The organism is Streptococcus cristatus, from assembly GCF_003943505.1.
GTDB lineage: Bacteria > Bacillota > Bacilli > Lactobacillales > Streptococcaceae > Streptococcus > Streptococcus cristatus_E.
In genome coordinates this window covers 1-19,507 of record NZ_RJPS01000011.1, presented here as the reverse complement: position 1 = coordinate 19,507, position 19,507 = coordinate 1, and the positions used below count along the sequence as shown (strand labels likewise).

Below are 19,507 nucleotides of genomic sequence, written 5' to 3'. Positions count from 1 at the left end.
TCTATTGCATAAGAGACCTCATTTTCTTTGTAAAACCAGCATCTGTGACGACAGCTACTTTACGAGCTTTGCCAATCGCAGTGCTTAATTCCAGTGTTGAAAACACGGTTGACACTTCTATCTTGTAATAATGGCTTTTATCAGTCATTTTTTTCGTCAGATTTGGTCCTGCATCTTCAGCTAGAAAGATCAGATGAGCCTTGCCTTCTTGGATGGCTTTGATGACCAATTCTTCTCCTGAAATGACGCGGCCAGCCCGCTGGGCCAAACCCAGCAAGTTTGCTAGTTTTTCTTTATTCAAGACCCAACTCTCTTCTCTTGACCTTGTGATCGACATAGGCAATCAGCTCGTCGTAGAAGCTTTCTTCTACTTCCATACTGAAACTACGGTTAAATACCCGTTTTTTCTTGGCTTGCTGAGCTTCTTCATTATCTAGCTTGATATAAGCGCCCCGCCCATTGGCCTTGCCTGTCGGATCAATGAATACCTGACCTTCTTTATTCTTGACGATGCGCAACAGATCACGCTTGTCAATCACTTCATTTGATACAACTGATTTTCTTAAAGGGATTTTTCTTGTTTTTGCCATATCTGCCTCCCTTATTCTGTGGCTACTGCTTCACTTTCTTCGAGTTCGATTTCAGTTGCCACTTCTGTACCATCTGCCAGCTCTTCTGCTTCAAATTCTGCTGAAGGAGCATCTACTTCGGCTGGTACGTAATCTTGGCCAAATCCACCAAGCTCGTTGGCTGCTTCCATTGCTTCAAATTCGCTAGCTGACTTGATATCAATTCTAAAGCCAGTCAAATGTGCTGCCAAGCGAACGTTTTGACCACGACGGCCGATAGCCAGTGAAAGCTTATTATCCGGTACGACAACCAAAGCTCGCTTGTTGTCTTCTGCATGGAAGATAACTTGATCGACCTCTGCTGGAGCAATGGCATTGTAGATGTACTCGGCTGGATCAGCGACCCACTCAATAACATCGATATTTTCCTCAGTCGGAATCATACGGCCACTTTTGGCATCGTATTTGGCTGGGTGGAATTTGCTGGTAATCTTCTTGATATTGGCACCACCACGTCCGACGATGGTTCCGATCGCATCCACGTTTGGATTGTGGCTGCGAACCGCTACCTTGGTCCGATCGCCCGCTTCACGAGACACGCTCATGATTTCAACAGTTCCGTCGTAAACTTCAGGAATTTCCTGCTCCATCAAGCGCTTGATCATCTCTGGATGGCTACGGCTAACAAAAACATTGACACCACGCGGATTATCTTCTACCTTGTAGACAAAAACCTCGATGCGATCGTGAGATGCAAAGACCTCACCAGGAATCTGGTCTTGTTTAGATAATTGTGCTTCAATCGTGCCTAGATTGACATAGATAAAGCGATTATCAAAGCGCTCCACTGTTCCTGACATGATTTCATTTTCATGTTCTTTGTAGGTATTGTAAGTGATGGCACGAGTTTGTTTGCGCATCTTTTCCATGATGGTCTGCTTAGCAGATTGAGCTGCTACGCGGCCAAATTCAGCTGGCGCTTCTTCAAACTTGATCTTATCTCCCAACTCATAGGCAGAGCTGATAGCTAAGGCGTCCTTGAGGCTGATTTCTAAGCGGCTGTCAAAGACCTCGTCCACGACTTCACGGACAGTATAGACATGGAAATCACCTGTTTTTTCATTAAACTCAATGGCTGCGCTGTCTGCCTGACCGTAACGACGACGATAAGCAGAGCGAAGGGATTCTGTCACTGCTTCGATAATATCTTCTTTTTTAATACCTTTGTCCTCTTCCAAAATACGGAAGGCCTCTAGCATTTCTTTACTCATCTTCATGTAACTTTTGCTGAAGCAAAAGTATTCCTTTCTTCATTATATTATTGCGATCTGTTACTAAAATTTAACGGCCAGTCTTGCTTTTGACACTAGATTATATGGAATTTCAACTTCTTTTTTGCGTGTTTTATCCATATATTCCATGAGCAAGACATCATCTTCAAATCCAAGTAAAGTTCCTTCGAAAACCTTGTTTTTATCCAGTGCCTTATAAAGACTGACATGGATATAGCTTCCAACTGCAGCTGCCACAGCTTTCTTGGTCTTCAGCGGGCGCTCCAAGCCTGGGCTAGTCACTTCCAGAAAATACTGGTCAGGAAAAGGATCGGGCTTGATAGAGTCCAACAGAGGACTGATAATATCGGTCAAATCTGCTGTATCGTTGACCGAAATTCCCTCGGGCTTGTCTACAAAAACACTGAGAACATAGTCACCGCCCATCTTGCCATACTCAATATCCACCAATTCATAGGGTTCTTGTATGGCTGGCTCAATGACTTCTCTTACTAATTCAACAATTGTTGCGATAAGACTGCACCTCCTCACAGACAAGAGGCGAAGATACTTCCTCGCCTCTCTTTTATATTCACTAAAATGATTATAGCATAGTCTGCCTTGAAAATCAAGGGATATACTTCTATTTCTCTACAAAGTCTAAAATAGACTAGATAGGATAACTGTAGCTAGCCGCCTTATTGATGGTCCGTCGATGCCGTTGTAGAGCTGCTAGAAGAGCTAGAATGACTTTCACTCTCACTCGTGGTGCTGCTGGAAGGCGATGAAGACGATGAACGTTCGCTTGTACTAGAAGAACTTGTCACCGTACCGTCTGTCACGTAGAAAGTAATCTTGGTATTTGATTTCAATTTAATACCTTGACCAGCTGCTGGAGACTGGGCTGTCACCAAATCAGCTTGACTGGACTCCACGGAGCGATCAATCACTCGCTCAATACGAGACGAAGCGATTCCCATCTCTATCAGATAGGACCGCGCATAGGCATACGAAACTTGGAGATGACCAAAGTCCGGCATTGGAACAGTAGTCACTGTTTTAGCAACGGTCAGAGTAATCTGTTTATTTGACGTCACATCATAAGAAGAGCCTGCAGCTGGGGTTTGGCTGATGACCACTCCTTCTTCAGCATCAGAACTTTCTTCTTCTACAATCTTGATCAGCTTCTCAGGAATATTGTAAGTGCTTTTCAGATCTTCAATCGCCTCTGAGGACTTTTTACCGACGTAATTTTCTACCGTAAAGGTTTTTGTTCCTTTGGAGACAATCAAATTCACTTTACTGTTTTCACGACGTTGACTATTAGCTGGTGGATCTGTCTTGATGATCTTACCTTCCGCCACTTTATCACTGTAGTCCTCCTTGATTTCTCCTACCTCAAGGCCCTTAGCAGTAATGGTCGAACGAGCTTCCGCCACTGTTTGACCTGCTACATCTGGAACTGTAGTATTGGCAGGATTCTTGTAAATCAGAAAGAAGAAAGCTGCAAAAACTAAGAGAATAGCTAAGAACAGAACTTTGTATCTAGCTCTTAAATGACGTTTCTTCGGCTTTTTGACTGGAGCTTTTAAAACAGGGGCCTCTCTCTTCACATCAGCCGTAGCTTTAGGAGCCACTGCTTCTGCGACAGGACTTGGAGCTGATTGAGGAATTGGAGGAACTTTTGGCAAAGTTTTAGTATCTGCCTTTGCCCCATCATCAAAGACCAGTTTCTTTTCATTTCGACGGTCATAAGATAAGCTACTGGACAAATCAACATACATCTCTGCAACGGATTGATAGCGATCACTCAGCTTTTTAGCCGTTGCCTTAATGACCACATTTTCCAAGGCCTGAGGAACATTCGGATTTTCTGCGATTATTGAAGGCAGGGGCTTTTGGAAATGCTGCAAAGCAATCGTCACAGCACTATCTCCATCATAAGGGATATGCCCTGTCAGCATCTCATAGAAAATAATCCCCATGGCATAAATATCGCTCTGAACAGTGGCTTTGGAGCCCCGTGCCTGCTCTGGCGAGAGATAATGCACCGAGCCCAGCATCGAATTGGTCTGGGTTAGGCTGGTCTCTGCGAAAGCCACGGCAATTCCAAAGTCTGTTACCTTAGCATCGCCATCTGGTGTCAAGAGGACATTTTGTGGTTTCAGATCACGGTGGACAATCCCGCGTGTATGCGCCAGGCGCATAGCCAGTAGGATTTGCCCCATGATTCTGACTGCTTCTTCGTTTGAAAGTGGAGAATTTTCTTTGATGTAGCGTTTGAGGTCAAGCCCAGACACATATTCCATGGCCAGATATTGCTGACCATCTTCTTCTCCAATATCGGAAATCCGGACAATGTAAGGATGATCCAAGTCCGCCATTGCTTTGGCTTCTCTTTGGAAGCGGGCAACTGCAATAGGATCTGTCTGATAATTGGTTCTAAGAACCTTTACAGCAACTTCCTCACCATCAAGTATCAGATCTCGCGCCAGATAGACATCTGCCATGCCTCCACGGCCAATCTGTTTGATGATTTTATATCGCCCGGCAAAGATCTTGCCGATTTGAATCATTCCTGTTCCTCCTTGTCAAAACGAACCAGAGCAACTGTGATATTATCCAGCCCTCCAGCATTGTTGGCAAAGCGAATTAAGGTTTCAGTTTTTTCAGATAGGCTGATATCGCTGGTGACAATATCATAAATTTCGCTGTCTGAAATCATATTAGTCAGACCGTCACTATTGAGCAGAAGGTAATCACCAGCTTCTAATGTGATCATGCCGTAATCAGGCTGCACTTCGTCTTTTTGACCGATAGATTGAGTGATAATATTCTTCTGCGGATGGCGTTCTGCCTCTTCTTGTGTAATCTGTCCAGCCTTGAGCAAAGCATTAACAAGTGAATGGTCACTGGTTAATTGGCTATATTCCTCACCGCGAATCAAGCCAATTCGAGAATCACCAATATGAGCATAGATAGCTTGATTATCAATAATGGCTAAGGCTTCTAGCGTCGTGCCCATACCCTTGTATTCCTCGTCCTGACCAAATTGGTGGATGCGCTGATTTTCTTGTTCCAAATGCTCTGCAAACCATTCACGGACTTGGTTCACTGAGTCAATCTGAGTATCAACCCATGCAGCACCCAGGTCTGTTACAGCCATTTCGCTGGCAATGTTACCAGCTCTGTGGCCACCCATACCATCGGCCAAGATAATCATGGTCTTGCCAGCCCGATTTACAAAAAGATTGGCATAATCTTGATTATTTGTCCGCTTTTGACCAACATCTGTTAATATTGAAATTTCCATACTGTCAGTTTCCTCCTCTTAGTCCGATATCTTCCTAAATTGACTGATAAAAAATCCATCGCTTCCGTATAATTCCGGCGTAATCAAGATACAGCCGTCTTTCACGATATCTTCTCTTTCATGTTCTAGTCTAACTTGCTCAAAGTTTGGATGCCTTTCTAAGAATTTCTTAACCACTTCAAAATTCTCTGCAGACACAATCGTGCAAGTACTATAAGTTATTATACCACCTTTACATAGACTTTGACAAACGCTGTCTAATATATCCAGCTGAATTTTTTGTAAATTTTCAAAATCGGCGTTTTCCTTATTGTACTTAATGTCTGGTTTGCGGCGAATTAAGCCGATGCCAGAGCAGGGAGCGTCCACTAGGATTTTATCAAAAGCATTTGGACCAAAAGTCTCAAATACCTTGGTCGCATCCAGTTTTTTAGTGGTAATTTTATCTGCCAAGCCTAGACGTTCCGCATTTTGCCGAATCAAGTTCAGCTTGTGATCGTAAAGATCTAAGGCTGTAATCTGACCACTCGTCAAATAGGAAGCCATGTGCACAGCCTTGCCACCCGGCGCACTGCAAGCATCCAAAATCTGCTCATGCCCTTCAATCTGCAAGGTCGGAGCAACCAGCTGGCTAGACTCGTCTTGAATAGTAATCAAACCTTTTTCAAAGAACTCATGACCAGCAAAATGGCCTTGCTTCTTGACCAAAGCTGAAGAAGCCAAGAGCGAATCGTCCGCACCCAAAACCGCTTTAACTTCTTCCTTTCGAGCCAAATCCGTCACTCGGATGCTGGCCTTGTTGCGCTCAAAGAGACTAGCAAAGATAGCTTCCGCGCGTTCTTCCCCGTATTCGTCAATCAACACCTTGACCAGCCAGACTGGTAGAGAATACTGGACTGAGTAGCGCTTATTCTTGCGGTTTATACTGGTCGGATCGGCTGCGCCTTCCCGCTCGATCTTCCGCAGAATCGCATTGACATATTTTTCACTGCCACGCTTGCGGCCTTTGGCAATCTCAACAGCTTCATTGACGACAGCATGCTGGGGGATTTTATCCAGATAGAGCATCTGATAGAGGCTGAGCTCAAGCAGGATGTAAAGCCAAGCATCCAGCTTGTCTCTATCCTCCACAAAATGAGCCAATTGCCATTCCAGACTAATTTTGCGAGCGACCGTCCCGTAGACCAGCTCCGTAACCAAGCTTTTATCAGCTGAACTGAGGGCACTCTGTTTCAGAGCCTTATTGAGGGCAATATTGGAATAAGCTCCCTCTTCAAAGACTTCTTCCAGAATTTCCAGAGCAAGCTCGCGGGCTCTTTTTTGCTTACTTTCCAAATTCATCACCTACCGCTAAGTTCCGGCCCAGACCGTTAAGAAAGTCCTTGATGTCCATCTTGGGCTTGCCGAATGGCTGCACCGTCTTTAGAGAAAGAGCTCCCTCCCCCGCTGCGACCACTAATTCTTTCTTGCTGATTGTCAAGATTTCACCTGGACGACCGCTGCCTTCCACTTGGCTAACTTCATAAATCTTGAAGCGCTGGCCAGCTAGCAGGGTATGGGCTACCGGCCAAGGATTCATGCCCCGAACCTGATTGAAAATCTGACGACTGGTCTTTGTCCAATCAATCCGCTCTTGCTCTGGGCTGATATTCGGTGAAAAAGTCACCAGCTCTGGATTTTGAGGCTGAACTTGAATCTCTCCCGCTACATAGGCTGGCAAGACTTCTAAAAGAAGATCGCGACCAATCACAGCTAGTTTTTCAAAGAGAGTTCCCACGTTATCAGACTCTTCAATAGCTGTCGCTCGACTGGCAATCATATCACCAGCGTCCATCTCCTTGACCATTTCCATAATGGTCACACCTGCTTCTTGGTCACCATTTATTAAGGCATAATGAATAGGCGCTCCTCCACGGTATTTTGGCAAGAGAGACGCATGGACATTCACTGCGAAGTTAACACTGTCCAGCAAACGGCTAGGCAGAAATTGGCCAAAGGCTGCTGTCACGATTCCGTCAGCGCCCAAGTTCATCATCTCTTCCAACTCAGCGCTTTTAGCTAACTTTTCTGGTTGATAAACTGGCAAGCCATTAGCTAAAGCCACTTCCTTGACCGGTGTCATGCGGATTTCCTTCTTGCGGCCCACCGCTCGGTCTGGTTGAGTGACCACTGCTAAAATTTCATATTGTTCGCTTTCCAGCAGGCCTTTTAAGACCGTTGCTGAAAAGTCAGGCGTTCCCATAAAAATTAATTTCACTGTCATTTCCTCAAATCTGTCGCAGGATCCTGTCCCCTACGACTATTTTTCTTTCTATTATATCAAAAAAGCGAGCAAAGCTGATAGCTCTCGCTCACTTTTGCCATCAGATAAAATTCTGGGGTTCATTATCAATACTGAGCCGCAGGTCCTTGTTTTCCGCTTGCTGCGTTAGTTCCAAGACCTGATTGAGCGTAGTTTGTAGGTCATCCTCAAAGCGATACTTCAGTAAAATCTGATAGTGGTAGAGATTGTGGGTTCGAGCAATGGGTTTGGGTGTGGGACCCAAAATTTGCACCTTGTCCGACAGGCCACTCCGTAAAATATCCATGACCTGATAAGATTTCTTGACTACCGTTTCCTCATCCTTGTGTGATAGGGTCAGCCCGACTGTATAGTAATAAGGCGGATAGCCCAACTGCCGACGAATTCCCATTTCATAGGCGTAGAAGCCTTCGTAATCCTGCTTTCTAGCAAAGTCAATGGCATAGTGATGCGGGTTGTAAGACTGGATAAAGACTTGCCCAGCTTTTTCAGCCCGACCTGCCCGACCTGCTACCTGAGTCAGCAGCTGAAAGGTTCGTTCTGAAGAGCGAAAATCTGGCAAATTCAACGCTGTGTCTGCATTAAGGACACCGACCAAGGTCACATTAGGGAAATCCAAGCCCTTGGCAATCATCTGAGTTCCCAGCAGAATGTCTGCCTGTCCCTGACCAAAAGCCTCTAGGATTTCTTCGTGACTGCCTTTCTTACGAGTCGTATCCACATCCATCCGCAGAATACGAGCTTCTGGAAAGAGAGTCGCCAGCTCATCATAGGCTTTCTGCGTTCCTGTACCATAGTAGCGAATGCTGCGACTGGCACAATTAGGACAGGTTGGTGGAATTTCTTTGGTAAAGCCACAGTAGTGGCAGTTCATGGTTTTGGTATCCATATGTAGGGTCAGAGAAATATCACAGTTGGGACAGGTGTCCACCGTGCCGCATTCCCGACACATGACAAAGCTGGAATAACCTCGCCTGTTGAGCATGAGAACCGTCTGCTCACCCTTATTCAGACGATCCTGAATAGCTTCTAGCAGGACTGGAGTGAAATTACTAGCTTCATTTTGCCCGATATAATCTCGGAAGTCCACCACTTGAACCTGAGGAATCTGCGCCAGCGGATTAGCCCGCTTGGTCAGCTGCAAAAAGTCATAAACGCCACGGCTGGCTCTGGCCCTGCTCTCCAAACTCGGAGTCGCCGAACCCAGCACCAAGACAGCTTGATTGTAACGAGCTCGCAAAAGAGCCACCTCTCTGGCATGGTAGCGAGGATTGGAATCCTGCTTGTAGGAGGACTCATGCTCCTCATCAATGATGATAGCTCCGATATTTGTCAGCGGAGCAAAGATGGCTGAACGCGCACCAACAACGACCTGAGCCTCTCCCCGCTCCACCTTGCGCCATTCATCGTACTTCTCACCGTCAGATAGGCCTGAATGCAAAATAGCCACCTTGTCGCCAAAGCGCGAGATAAAACGGTCGGTCACCTGAGGAGTCAAAGAAATTTCCGGAACCAGCATAATCGCGGTCTTTCCTTGGATTAGAGCCTCCTCAATCACCTTGAGATAAACTTCGGTCTTGCCACTCCCCGTCACTCCTTCTAGCAAAACAGGCTGAGCGTCAGCTTGGCCGATTTTTTCACAAATCGCAGCGACCGCGGCTGCCTGCTCCTCATTGAGAACCAGCTTTTTATCCTGTCGCTCCTTTTGGAAATGCGCTGCAGACCGGCTGACCTCTCTCTCCTCTGTATGAAGAAGCTCCTTTTCTAAGAAAATGTTGACTACTGCAGGTGAAAAGAGTTTGCGTAAGTCTTTGAGAAGACCTAATTGCGGATTCTCCAGCAGAAATGTCTGAAGCTCCTGCTGCTTTTTCGCTCGGGCAGAAGGCAGAAACTGAGCCAATTGCTCTCTATCAACTTGATACCAGGTTTCTGTCTTGATATGCTTACGGTCCGTCGCTTGGTATTCCAAGCGAATCTTACCAGCCTGAGTCAACCGCATGAGCTTAGACTGACTTTTCTTGTCCAAATCAGAAAAACGAAGACTAGCTTCCTGACCAAAAATGGCCTGCCGCTCCTCAGCTGAAAGCTGCTCCGTTGGATAAAGCAACTTGTCATAGCTGGAATTAAGAAGACTTGGTAACATAGCCTTCAGGATGGAAATTTTATAGGAAAAGACAGACTGGCGCAACTGGTAAGCCAACCAGAGCTGCTCGGCATTGAGAACCGGCCTAAAGTCCAGAACTTCTGCAATATCTTTCAATTCTCCGATATGCCCCGCCAAATCTTCAGCTTTCTCATCAGACAAGCCAACAATCAGCCCCTGAATCAATCGACCGCCCTTACCAAAAGGCACATGCACCCGCATCCCAGCTTGTAGCATCCCAGAAAACTCCTCTGGAACCGCATAGCTGTATGGTTTATCCGTCTGCATCAGAGGAACATCGACAATAATCTTGGCAATTTTCACACTCTCACCCCGCTTTCCCTAAACGCCATATTCATAGAAAAAAATAAGATTGAGTAGCCCCAACCTTAAATTTTCTCACCCTCTTCTTTTTCTTTGGCAATTTGTTCTTTGATCTTGCGCTCTTCTTCTTCTTTGCGCAGGCGTTCTTCTTCCGCACGTCGGCGAACTGCTTCGCGTTTTCCTTCTGGATCTGGGTGAATCACAACATTACCAGATTCAATTTCTTCCAAAGCACGTAGCGTTGACTTCACTGACTTGAAGTCCTGAGTTGGCTTAGCGCCAGCTTCTAGCTCATGGGCACGCTTAGCTTCTAAGATAACCAAAGAATATTTTGACGGTACCTTGTCCAACAAGGTGTCAATAGACGGTTTTAACATCATAATTATTTACCTAATTTCTAACTTTATTGACGGACGACTGCTTCATCCTTAGGAAGCATGTCTTGATAGTGACCGATGACACGGTCCACACGAAAATGCTCGGCTTCAATCACACGTTTCACACGTTCAGCTGCCAAAGGTACTTGGTCATTGACAACAGCATAGTCATACTCACGCATCAAGGCAATTTCTTCTTTTGCTTTCTCAATCCGCTGAGCAATAACGTCTGCACTGTCTGTACCACGGCCAACCAAACGGTCTTTCAGCTCTTCCAAGTCTGGCGGAGTCAGAAAGATAAACACAGCATCGGGCACTTTTTTCTTGACTTGGAGTGCTCCTTGGACTTCGATTTCCAAGAAAACATCTATCCCCTTATCCAAGGTCTCGTTGACATAAGTGAGCGGAGTCCCGTAATAATTGCCGACATACTCTGCATACTCGAGCATCTGCCCTTGACGGATCAACTCCTCAAACTCTTCACGAGTGCGAAAGAAATAATCAACACCATCAACTTCTCCAGGACGCTGCGGACGAGTCGTCATAGATACAGAATACTGAAACTGATTGTCCGTACTCTCAAAAATTTCCCGTCTTACTGTTCCTTTTCCAACGCCTGAGGGGCCAGAAAAGACAATTAACAAGCCTCGTTCTGCCATCATATCTCCTTCACAATCTTTCTATCTAGTGTAACAAAATTGCGCTTATATTTCAAGAAGATTCACAGAGATTTCCTTGATAATCCTCCTGAATCCTGCTAGATTTCAGACACTTTTATTCATCAAATAAACCTTGAAGGCTGGCAAAAGGACTGTTGGCTTCTTTCTTTTCCATTTGCTGCTTTTGATAGTCTTCCTCCGTCAGCACCTGCCAGTCAATTCCCATAGGCATGGTCTCGCCGGCTTCCTCTGCAGGAGTCAAAACTTTCAGCGGAATATGAAGTAAAATATTGTCCGCCACACTGGCTGCCAAATCGATCGTATCCCCCTCAAATGGCAGAACCAAATCATCTTCCAGCAAATCTTTTTGCACAGAGCCATCTTCGACGGAAGCAAAGACTTCATGAACCGTATAAGCTTCCTCCCTATCAACTGGAGCCATACTGCGACTAGAAGCCAGGGTAATCTGGTAGGTCAAGGTGTAATCCAAAAAATAAAGCCCATTTTCATACTGAGCCTGACCTCTAGCCACGATCTTCTGGATATCTAGCACTTCACGATTACGTTCTTTTAGCTCTTGCGCCAAATCAAATTCTTGGTCAAACTGCAAGCCGCCAGCATTCTTCTTAATTTCTTGAATATTTAACATTTCAGCCTCGTTTTACATTATTTCTTTCTTCATTATACCATTTTCTCGACCAAATACCTATACCCCAAACAGCCAATGAGACAAGAAAAAGAAAATCTCTCAGCCACTTAGACTGAGAGAAAATATGCTGCTTCCTAAAAAGCTTTGTTTATTTTCGGAATTTGAACTGGCTGTAAAGACCAAAGACGATGATCCAAACAGCTGATCCGATTGCTCCCACTACCGTTGACTTTTGTAAGAAAAGAGTAACAAAGACAAAGGCAAAGAAGAGCATGGTCAAAGGATTGAGAAACTTGTAAGCTGGCATAAGGTAACCATCTGCCATAAAATCTGGTGACTTACGATATTTGAGGTGGGCCAGCATGGTCAAACCATAGATGGCGATGTAGACACCAGACGAGGAAGCCGTAATCAGAGCAAAGGAATCTGATACTCCCGGCAGAATCTTGATGAAGGCCGCAAAGGCAATGACAGCCGCCGAAGTCAAAATCGCATTCTGCGGAACGTTTTGCCGAGACAGCTTCCCAGCTCCTATTGCCTCAAGAAAAGGATTTGGCGTATCATGGGCAATCTGATACAAATGGCGACCCGTTGAGTAAAGGGTCGAGTTCAGTGCGGAGGCCGCTGAGGTCAGAACCACGAAGTTAATCAAGGCTGCCGCCCATTTGAGCCCAGCTAACTTAAAAACGATAACAAAGGGAGAGTCAGCCGTTGCTAGTTTTTCCCAAGGAATGATAGCCATAATGGCAAGGAGAGAACCCCCGTAAAATAAGACAATCCGCAAAGGAATTTCTTTGATGGCCTTTGGCAAGACCGCCCGTGGATTAGCCGTTTCAGAAGTGGTAATCCCGATAAATTCAATGGCCTGATAGGCAAAGAAGACCATCTGGAAAGCCATGACAAAACTTACAAAGCCATTAGGGAAAAGCTGAAAACCTCGGCCAATATTCCCAAGACTAGCTACTCCGTGAGGCGTTTTAAAGCCTGTCAATACCATAAAGACAGCCGTTGCAATCAAAGCAATGATGGCTACAATCTTTATCATCGCAAACCAAAATTCGACCTCGCCGAAGACTCGAACCGCTATCAGATTGACCAAGCTAAGAAGGGCTAGAAAGACAAGCTGAATCATCCAAGCTGGCCAGTCAGGAAACCAGTACTGCACATACTGGGCAACAGCCGTAATCTCAGCCATTCCGATAAAAATCAGAGAAATCCAGTAGGACCAACCAGAAAAATACCCCCAGCCAGTTCCCAAATATTTGGTAATAAAGTTGATAAAGGTATGCTGGTCAGGGTCGTAGTAAAGCATTTCCCCAATCGCCCGCATCATCAGATACATGAAAAGGCCCGTCAGCATGTAAATCAAGATGATAGACGGACCAGTCAGACTAATCGAGCGCCCCGCCCCCAAGAAAAGACCCGTGCCGATGGTTCCAGCAATGGCTATAATCTGAACATGCCGATTTTGTAAGCCGCGTTCCATCCCATTCTTTTCTGTTTTTTCATTATTTTTCAATTCATTTTCACTCATTCGATCATTTCCTTTCGCAAATCGCTTTATTGTATCATAATTCAGACAATTCTGCTAGAAATTCTTTTATTTTTATCTATAAAAGTTAGAAAAAATTTTCATTTATTAAACAATGGTCAACTTCTCTAGTCTCCAGCCCACACCCTTAAAATCGTCTTCCCTCTTTTAGATTTGACTGCCAAAGGAATTTAAAAATCAGCAAATCCCTACTTCAAACTCCAACCACCGTCGATTTTGATAATCTCGCCCTGCATAGCAGCTGCCTTACCACTGGCTAGAAAGAGGCTGACATCAGCCACTTCCTGAGGATCCAGCCAGCGCTTGATCGGCGTTTCCTCAGCAACCCAGTCTGCCAGCCCGCCTGGCTCAAAATCCGCAGCAGTCATGGCTGTCTTGACAGCGCCTGGTGCCAGGCCAAAGACTTGGATATTTTGATCCGCATAGTCCAGGGCTATCTGCTTGGTCAGACCAGCCAGAGCATGCTTAGAGGCTGTATAGGTAGCACCACCGCCACCAGCCAAAAAGCTAGCAATCGAGCACATATTAATGATGATTCCAGACTTTTTTTCCAGCATTTTCTGCAGGTAAAAGCGGGTGATTTTCATGGTAGCGGTCAGATTGAGAGCAAAAATCTGCTCCCAGTCCTCGTCACTGGTCTCGTGCAAGGGACGATAATCGTCCAAAATACCGGCCGTATTACAGAGAATGTCCACCTCAGGCAAGCTAGTGAAAAGTGGTGTCAAATCCTCCGTCAAATCCATTTTAAAAAAACGTAGTTCATTTAGAAACCTCGGATTTTCAGCCTTGTCCACCCCATAAACCCGGTAGCCATTTTCCAAAAAGGTCAGAGCCTGAGCTCGGCCGATGCCCGAGCTGGCTCCCGTCACCAGTACTGTCTTAGTCATCCACTTCTACCCAATCTGTCGCGAGCACATCACAAGGAGTCGGACTCCACATGGAGAAACCCTCCCCCTCACCTGAAACATTGATGAGAAAATATGGTGTCACTTCAAGAGCCACCCCATTCTGCTCAATCGTGTCAAAGAGCTGGACGTAGTTTTCCGCCCCGCCCCAGCCTGTACGAACATATTTTTTCTTGGCCTTAAGGCCTGGTAAAATTTCTTCAAATGTCATGGTTTTCTCCTTTTGTTTATTAGTATTCATTTACAAATTTGCTGTTAGCAGTCATAGCTAAGTTAAGGCTTCTTCTCCATCTCCACAAAGAGGTGAATATCGCCATTGCTTTCCTGCGGAATGCGTCTCACCACTTCAAAGCCCATGTTGAGATAAAGCTGCTGGGCTCGATGATTGAAGTCAGCTACGGATAGCCTTATGACTTGGGGCGCAAAATTTTCCATGATAAAGTCCAGAATTTCCTGCAGAAATGAAGCACCCTGACTCTTTCCGCAATGCTCCGGCTTCATCCCCAAACCAAGCTCCAAAGTTTGCTCTCCTTTCTGCTCCAAACAGAAAAATCCATAGAGCTTCCCCTCTCGCAGGACTTGATAATAACGATCCCCACGCGCTTCAGGGGAAACTATTTCTTCATAATCTTCCAGGTCATTTTTCATATCATAAAAATCATAAGGCGCCTCGTAATGCCAGTCCTTAGCAATTTCCAAAGCATGCCGCTGAGTTAGTGGTTCAATCATCATCTAGTCCTCTTTTCTCTAAAATCCCCAATAAAATCGTTTCTGGTCTGCTTTTTTGCTGCAGCCAAGGCTGCGATAAAATTCATGGGCTGATGAGCGGGAAATGCCTGAATTAATTCGAATCCCTGTGTAGCCTGCTGCTTTTCCCTCTTCACGCAAAGCTTGCATCAGCGCTCTGCCATGTCCCTGCCCTTGAAAATCCTGAGCGACGGCCAAAGCCAAGAGATTGAGCAAGGACGGGAAATAGAGACAGTCGTAGCTAGCCGCATGAGCGTAGCCTATGACCTGACCGTCTTCTTCAACTACCAAAATCAAATGCTGGTCATTCTCTAGCAGCCTCTTCAGTTGAGCCTTCGTCGCTTCCCCATCAAAGTCATAGCCCAGACACTCAGCATTAAGTCGCTGAATGGCTGCGGCGTCACTTAGTTTTACTTTACGAATCATCTGTCACCTCGTTCTATTCTTTATTATAGCAGAAAAGCAGTCTCTTTGACTGCTTTCAATGAACTATTCTCCTATCTGTCCCTTCAACCAAGATTCCGCCTCTTCTAAAAGGCTGATCTGTTAGGACATCGGGCTGAATTGCCTCATTTTCAAAAGCTCATTTCCATCTTTCACTCTTGGAAAACGCAATCATGAGACCAGAACCAGCTAGAACCGCTAAAATGACAAGACAGATATTTTTCAGGGGATAGAGCCAGTCTTTATTTTCCTCATGCCATCTTGACTTCCAAAGGCCAACATAGTCAGCGCCCATATGTTCGGGTTGATTCATCTGAATATTAATCACAATGGCTAGTAAGATAAGGGCAAGTAAAGCAAGCGCAATCAGCCAAACTTTCTTCTTTTTGGTTAGGTTAACATTCTTCATTCTTTTCTCCTTCTACTTTCTGTTTAAAACAACTCTTTACACTACTTTTCTTTCACTTCTATTTCTGAATGACGATAGCCATAGCCAAAGTAAATCAAAATTCCTAAAAGAAGAGCGATTCCAAAGGCCAACCAAGTGTCCCAGGTGTACTGAGTCATAAAGGAAAGGCAGATGACAATGGACAAAATCGGAGTTAGAGGCACCAGCGGAGTTTTAAACTCTCCTGCCTTGGGCTGCCCCTTTTCCTTGCGCAACTTCAAAATGGCAAAGGCCAGCATAATCAGATAAGCCAGAGTACAGATGTTGAGGAAAGAAGCGATGCTGGCAAGAGGGAAGATACCCGCACAGATAGCCGAGGCAATCCCCACCAAGACAGTAGCATTTTGAGGCACGCGGCTAGTAGCAGTCAATTCCTTGAAAGACCGCGGTAAAAGTCCATCACGCGCTATGCTGTAAATCATCCGAGACAAGGCATAGGTCATGGAGATACAGACCGTGATCAGGGTCAAAATAGCGACGATAGAGACATAATTAGCCGCCCAATCCAGCCCAATACTGCGAAGGGAGAAGGCTACTGCATCTGGGACATTTAGCTTGGTGTAGTGGACCAAGCCTGTCAAGACCAAGGTTACCAAGATATAGAGAATGGTCACGATACCAAGAGAAAGGACAATTCCGCGCGGCACATTTTTTTGTGGCTCTTTAATCTCATCCACAGACATGGAAATCGACTCAAAGCCTAGAAAAGCAAAGAACATCAGAGAAGCTCCAGCCATAATCCCCGTCTGTCCGCCATAGATCTGACCAAAGCCGAAAGGTGCAAAGTTGGACCAATTCTCAGGTCGGAGATGGAAAAGCCCAACGAGAATAAAGAGAGCCAAGGCTGAGAATTTGAGGACAACCAAGGCTGAATTAAAGCGCAGGGCTGCTTTTGAGTTTAGAAGTACCACGCCTGTCACAAAGACCAAAACCAGAATAGGTAACAAATCCACATAAGTCCCTGCTTTTGGATTGAATGTGCCATTCAAGGCTGTCGGTAGCTGGATATGAAAGCCGCTCAAAAGCCCTTTCAAGTAAGAAGCCCAGCCAGAAGCTACACCTGATATAGCTGTCATAAATTCCATGATGGTCAGCCAACCAGCCAGCCAAGCCGGAAATTCTCCTAAAACAGCGTAAATATAGCTGTAAGCTCCGCCATTAGCCGGAACTCGAGAGGCAAACTCCGCATAAAATAGGGCAGAGATACTGACACATAGGGCAGAAATCACAATCGACACAATCAGAGCTGGACCAGCATAAGTCGCTGCACCAATTCCCGTAACCGTGAAAATCCCTGTACCAACCATGGCCCCGATTCCCAAAAGAATCAAATCCATCAGTTTCAGATGCCGCCGCATTCCCGTCCTGTTTTTACTGGCATCTTTTTTTCGAAAAATATTCATAGCAATCTCCCTCCAAAGCATAGATGGTTTATTATATCATAGATTGTTGGATTTACCAAAGTCTCATTTTATCTGCCCCTTTTTCATCAGGCAAAGAAAAGCAAAATAAAAAGCTGGGAAAACCCAACTTCTTACATAGAAACAATTTTACGATAACTGCGGGAAGTAATCATGAAGACGATCACATAACTGATAAAGAAGATCGCACAGACACCTAGCGTCACAGCCAGCATGAGAACTGAATTAAGAACACCGAGGGCAGACAGGATCAAGCTCAGCATATGATAGGCAAAGGTCAGATGGATAAAGGCAAAGGCCAGCGGCAGGAAGAAAACAATCAAGATCTGTTTCCGAATGGTTTGTCTGATTTGCTTCTCATCCAGACCAACCTTTTGTAGAATCACAAAGCGATCCCGATCCTCGTACCCTTCTGAAATCTGCTTGTAGTAGATGATGAGGATGGTTCCCAGCATAAAGACAATTGACAGGAAGATGCCGATGAAGAACATGCCACCCAGCATGCCTTTGATTTCTTGCTTATCAAAAGCTGTTACCGAACCATAGACCGCCTGATTTTCAGGCAAGGTCTGATTAAACTGCTGCAATTTTTCTTGGTAAGCATCCCTCAGATTGCTCTGTTCTTCTGCTGATAACTTTGTATCAAGCCAGCCATAATAATTAAGGTTCACAGCGTATTTGTCCATCAGTGTAGAGAATATTTGGTCAGGATTTTTAAGAACCATGTAGATTTTCTCTGGAACGATCATGTTCATCTGATCAGGTAAATGACCAAAGATAAAGTCTTCTTTGAGTTCTTCCTTGATTTTAAAGGTCTGACCAGCCAGCTGCAAGTCTTGCTTGGAATCTAACTTCACACCTTGCTGGTAGAGTGCCACTTCATCATCTCCAAGATCAAGAGTTTTCCCCGTCATACTCTGATAATCCGCTTCTGAAATAGCCAAAATATACGTTTTCGGTGTGACAAATTTTTGAGCAGCAGCGTTGATATCAAGCTGGTTGCCAGCACGACTTGTCACTCCCATCGTATAGTATGGATAGACACCTTTCTTTGTGACTGGTAACTGCTGCTCATTCACAAACTCTGTCAGCACTTGGTCCATCTGCTCACCTGTGGTTCCTTTTCCTTGAATGCTAAAATCATGAGGAAACATAGCTTTCTGCATGTAGTCACCACCGGCATAGATATTAGCCCCGCCAGATAAGGTCACCAAGACCATGGTTGATAGGATAGCAATTGTCGCAAGACCCACCGCATTTTTCTTCATGCGGAAAATCAGGTTGGAAACGGAAATCATATTATTGGGTTGGTAATAATAGGACTTCCTCTTTTTCAAAAATTGCAGAAAGACCGTAATTCCAGCATTAAAGAGCAGGTAGGTTCCCAGAATCACAAAAAGTACCGCGACAAAGAATGTAAAAATTGCTGATAGAGGATTGGTCACTCCTAGTGCAAGAAAGTAACCATAAGCCAAGGCTGCAAGCCCAAGTAGTGTCTGCAGGAATAAAAAGCGACTTTTCTTTTCTCCGCTATTCTTTTCTTTGACCAATTGCAGCGCATCAAGCTTTCTCAGGCGCAGACCATTGCTAATCATCAAGCAGAAAAAGACAAAAGCGTAGAAAACAGCAACCGCGATAACGACAGCAAGCTGAAAAGTTGACACCAAGACGACCTTTATCGCCATGATTTTGAGCAAGAGAGCATAGATCAACTGGTCAAATAAGAGCCCAATCCCTAGTCCAAGGATAAGGGTGACTAGACCAAATACTAGTAATTCAATTACCACCATGACAAAGAGGTGGAATTTATTGAGTCCTAGCACACTGTAGAGCCCCAGCTCTTTGGAGCGATTCTTGAAAACAAAGCTATTAGCATAAAAGACGATAATGCTGGTCGTGATGCTGACAATCACCATCCCAAAAGATAGCACCATAGAAACAGCACTTGCACCGGTCATTTTTACTAAATTGGGATTAAAAGTCAGGGAGAAAAAGATATAGGAGATGGCGATAGCCAGACAGGTCGCCAGTGCGAAAGGATAATAAAGCTTACGATTTTTGATTAAGTTAGAAAGCGCAAGCTTACTAGTTAATCTAAGCATGAGCTTCCACCTCACTTGCCATAACTGTCAGAGTATCGGAAATCTCTTGGAACATCTGCCGCTCAGTCTTGTTGCCGCGGAAGATTTGATTGTAGAGAATCCCGTCCTTGATAAAGAGCACCCGCTTGGCCCGACTAGCTGCCGAAGTCGAGTGGGTTACCATGAGAATGGTCTGGCCCCGGTCATTNATATCNTCAAAGACATCNAAGAGAGCTGCCGAGGACTTAGAGTCCAAGGCTCCTGTCGGCTCATCTGCCAGCAAAATCTCAGGCTCGGTGATA

General features: G+C 45.1%; 20 protein-coding genes and 1 pseudogene. All 21 read right to left on the bottom strand.

Annotated features, from left to right (window positions below; all coding sequences use genetic code 11):
• Window position 1: 1 nt before the first annotated feature.
• A complete protein-coding gene (locus D8792_RS09170; protein ID WP_125373763.1) occupies window positions 2-301 on the bottom strand; it encodes a YlxQ-related RNA-binding protein in 300 nt (99 codons plus the stop codon).
• Window positions 294-590: an RNase P modulator RnpM gene (gene rnpM, locus D8792_RS09165; RefSeq protein ID WP_045498837.1), complete on the bottom strand. Its 297-nt coding sequence runs from the start codon at window positions 588-590 to the stop codon at window positions 294-296. Before rnpM ends, D8792_RS09170 begins: the two co-directional genes overlap by 8 nt.
• Window positions 591-601: 11 nt before the next feature.
• Window positions 602-1,840 (bottom strand): transcription termination factor NusA, encoded by a 1,239-nt coding sequence (gene nusA, locus D8792_RS09160; protein ID WP_312023820.1) that lies wholly within the window; start codon window positions 1,838-1,840, stop codon window positions 602-604.
• Window positions 1,841-1,903: 63 nt separating this feature from the next.
• Window positions 1,904-2,392, bottom strand: a complete 489-nt coding sequence (gene rimP / locus D8792_RS09155) for a ribosome maturation factor RimP (protein WP_185758438.1) — start codon at window positions 2,390-2,392, stop codon at window positions 1,904-1,906.
• Between the two features lie 146 nt (window positions 2,393-2,538).
• Window positions 2,539-4,416 carry a Stk1 family PASTA domain-containing Ser/Thr kinase gene (pknB, locus tag D8792_RS09150; RefSeq protein ID WP_125373760.1) on the bottom strand — a complete coding sequence of 626 codons (1,878 nt, stop codon included), beginning with the start codon at window positions 4,414-4,416 and terminating at the stop codon, window positions 2,539-2,541.
• Window positions 4,413-5,153 carry a Stp1/IreP family PP2C-type Ser/Thr phosphatase gene (locus D8792_RS09145; protein WP_125373759.1) on the bottom strand — a complete coding sequence of 247 codons (741 nt, stop codon included), beginning with the start codon at window positions 5,151-5,153 and terminating at the stop codon, window positions 4,413-4,415. The genes pknB and D8792_RS09145 overlap by 4 nt, the downstream gene beginning before the upstream one ends.
• Before the next feature lie 18 nt (window positions 5,154-5,171).
• On the bottom strand, window positions 5,172-6,488 hold the full coding sequence (gene rsmB / locus D8792_RS09140) for a 16S rRNA (cytosine(967)-C(5))-methyltransferase RsmB (protein ID WP_185758437.1): 1,317 nt from the start codon (window positions 6,486-6,488) through the stop codon (window positions 5,172-5,174).
• Window positions 6,478-7,416, bottom strand: coding sequence for a methionyl-tRNA formyltransferase (gene fmt / locus D8792_RS09135; RefSeq protein WP_125373757.1), 939 nt, complete (start codon window positions 7,414-7,416; stop codon window positions 6,478-6,480). The genes rsmB and fmt overlap by 11 nt, the downstream gene beginning before the upstream one ends.
• A 100-nt stretch (window positions 7,417-7,516) precedes the next feature.
• Window positions 7,517-9,922 carry a primosomal protein N' gene (locus tag D8792_RS09130; RefSeq protein ID WP_125373756.1) on the bottom strand — a complete coding sequence of 802 codons (2,406 nt, stop codon included), beginning with the start codon at window positions 9,920-9,922 and terminating at the stop codon, window positions 7,517-7,519.
• A 65-nt stretch (window positions 9,923-9,987) separates the two neighbouring features.
• Window positions 9,988-10,302: a DNA-directed RNA polymerase subunit omega gene (rpoZ, locus tag D8792_RS09125; RefSeq protein WP_005590937.1), complete on the bottom strand. Its 315-nt coding sequence runs from the start codon at window positions 10,300-10,302 to the stop codon at window positions 9,988-9,990.
• A gap of 23 nt (window positions 10,303-10,325) precedes the next feature.
• Entirely contained in the window at window positions 10,326-10,961 is a 636-nt protein-coding gene (gmk, locus tag D8792_RS09120) for a guanylate kinase (RefSeq protein WP_185758436.1), read from the bottom strand.
• Between the two features lie 112 nt (window positions 10,962-11,073).
• Window positions 11,074-11,607, bottom strand: coding sequence for a YceD family protein (locus tag D8792_RS09115; protein WP_125373755.1), 534 nt, complete (start codon window positions 11,605-11,607; stop codon window positions 11,074-11,076).
• 148 nt (window positions 11,608-11,755) lie between these two features.
• Entirely contained in the window at window positions 11,756-13,141 is a 1,386-nt protein-coding gene (locus D8792_RS09110) for an amino acid permease (protein WP_185758435.1), read from the bottom strand.
• A 206-nt stretch (window positions 13,142-13,347) separates the two neighbouring features.
• The gene (locus tag D8792_RS09105; protein WP_125373754.1) at window positions 13,348-14,046 is read right to left on the bottom strand and encodes a 3-oxoacyl-ACP reductase; all 699 of its coding nucleotides are present in this window, start codon (window positions 14,044-14,046) and stop codon (window positions 13,348-13,350) included.
• Entirely contained in the window at window positions 14,039-14,275 is a 237-nt protein-coding gene (locus D8792_RS09100; protein WP_002899859.1) for a DUF2829 domain-containing protein, read from the bottom strand. Before D8792_RS09100 ends, D8792_RS09105 begins: the two co-directional genes overlap by 8 nt.
• A 62-nt stretch (window positions 14,276-14,337) precedes the next feature.
• Complete coding sequence (locus tag D8792_RS09095) at window positions 14,338-14,796, bottom strand: GNAT family N-acetyltransferase (protein ID WP_125373752.1); 459 nt, start codon at window positions 14,794-14,796, stop codon at window positions 14,338-14,340.
• Window positions 14,797-14,811: 15 nt separating this feature from the next.
• A complete protein-coding gene (locus tag D8792_RS09090; protein WP_125373751.1) occupies window positions 14,812-15,237 on the bottom strand; it encodes a GNAT family N-acetyltransferase in 426 nt (141 codons plus the stop codon).
• Between the two features lie 157 nt (window positions 15,238-15,394).
• Complete coding sequence (locus D8792_RS09085) at window positions 15,395-15,664, bottom strand: hypothetical protein (RefSeq protein ID WP_125373750.1); 270 nt, start codon at window positions 15,662-15,664, stop codon at window positions 15,395-15,397.
• 41 nt (window positions 15,665-15,705) lie between these two features.
• The gene (locus D8792_RS09080; RefSeq protein ID WP_125373749.1) at window positions 15,706-17,106 is read right to left on the bottom strand and encodes an APC family permease; all 1,401 of its coding nucleotides are present in this window, start codon (window positions 17,104-17,106) and stop codon (window positions 15,706-15,708) included.
• Window positions 17,107-17,237: 131 nt separating this feature from the next.
• The gene (locus D8792_RS09075; RefSeq protein WP_125373748.1) at window positions 17,238-19,226 is read right to left on the bottom strand and encodes an ABC transporter permease; all 1,989 of its coding nucleotides are present in this window, start codon (window positions 19,224-19,226) and stop codon (window positions 17,238-17,240) included.
• Window positions 19,219-19,507, bottom strand: a pseudogene (locus tag D8792_RS09070) (ABC transporter ATP-binding protein); the annotation flags it as partial. The pseudogene D8792_RS09070 and the gene D8792_RS09075, both read right to left, overlap by 8 nt.

Excerpts from the sequence above, each read along its gene's own strand:
- D8792_RS09085 (WP_125373750.1), bottom strand. The coding sequence starts at position 15,664 with ATGAAGAATGTTAACCTAACCAAAAAGAAGAAAGTTTGGCTGATTGCG.
- D8792_RS09080 (WP_125373749.1), bottom strand. The coding sequence starts at position 17,106 with ATGAATATTTTTCGAAAAAAAGATGCCAGTAAAAACAGGACGGGAATG.
- D8792_RS09145 (WP_125373759.1), bottom strand. The coding sequence starts at position 5,153 with ATGGAAATTTCAATATTAACAGATGTTGGTCAAAAGCGGACAAATAAT.
- rpoZ (WP_005590937.1), bottom strand. The coding sequence starts at position 10,302 with ATGATGTTAAAACCGTCTATTGACACCTTGTTGGACAAGGTACCGTCA.
- fmt (WP_125373757.1), bottom strand. The coding sequence starts at position 7,416 with ATGACAGTGAAATTAATTTTTATGGGAACGCCTGACTTTTCAGCAACG.
- D8792_RS09090 (WP_125373751.1), bottom strand. The coding sequence starts at position 15,237 with ATGATTCGTAAAGTAAAACTAAGTGACGCCGCAGCCATTCAGCGACTT.
- D8792_RS09100 (WP_002899859.1), bottom strand. The coding sequence starts at position 14,275 with ATGACATTTGAAGAAATTTTACCAGGCCTTAAGGCCAAGAAAAAATAT.
- D8792_RS09115 (WP_125373755.1), bottom strand. The coding sequence starts at position 11,607 with ATGTTAAATATTCAAGAAATTAAGAAGAATGCTGGCGGCTTGCAGTTT.
- nusA (WP_312023820.1), bottom strand. The coding sequence starts at position 1,840 with ATGAGTAAAGAAATGCTAGAGGCCTTCCGTATTTTGGAAGAGGACAAA.
- pknB (WP_125373760.1), bottom strand. The coding sequence starts at position 4,416 with ATGATTCAAATCGGCAAGATCTTTGCCGGGCGATATAAAATCATCAAA.
- D8792_RS09075 (WP_125373748.1), bottom strand. The coding sequence starts at position 19,226 with ATGCTTAGATTAACTAGTAAGCTTGCGCTTTCTAACTTAATCAAAAAT.
- D8792_RS09105 (WP_125373754.1), bottom strand. The coding sequence starts at position 14,046 with ATGACTAAGACAGTACTGGTGACGGGAGCCAGCTCGGGCATCGGCCGA.
- rnpM (WP_045498837.1), bottom strand. The coding sequence starts at position 590 with ATGGCAAAAACAAGAAAAATCCCTTTAAGAAAATCAGTTGTATCAAAT.
- D8792_RS09110 (WP_185758435.1), bottom strand. The coding sequence starts at position 13,141 with ATGAGTGAAAATGAATTGAAAAATAATGAAAAAACAGAAAAGAATGGG.
- gmk (WP_185758436.1), bottom strand. The coding sequence starts at position 10,961 with ATGATGGCAGAACGAGGCTTGTTAATTGTCTTTTCTGGCCCCTCAGGC.
- D8792_RS09095 (WP_125373752.1), bottom strand. The coding sequence starts at position 14,796 with ATGATGATTGAACCACTAACTCAGCGGCATGCTTTGGAAATTGCTAAG.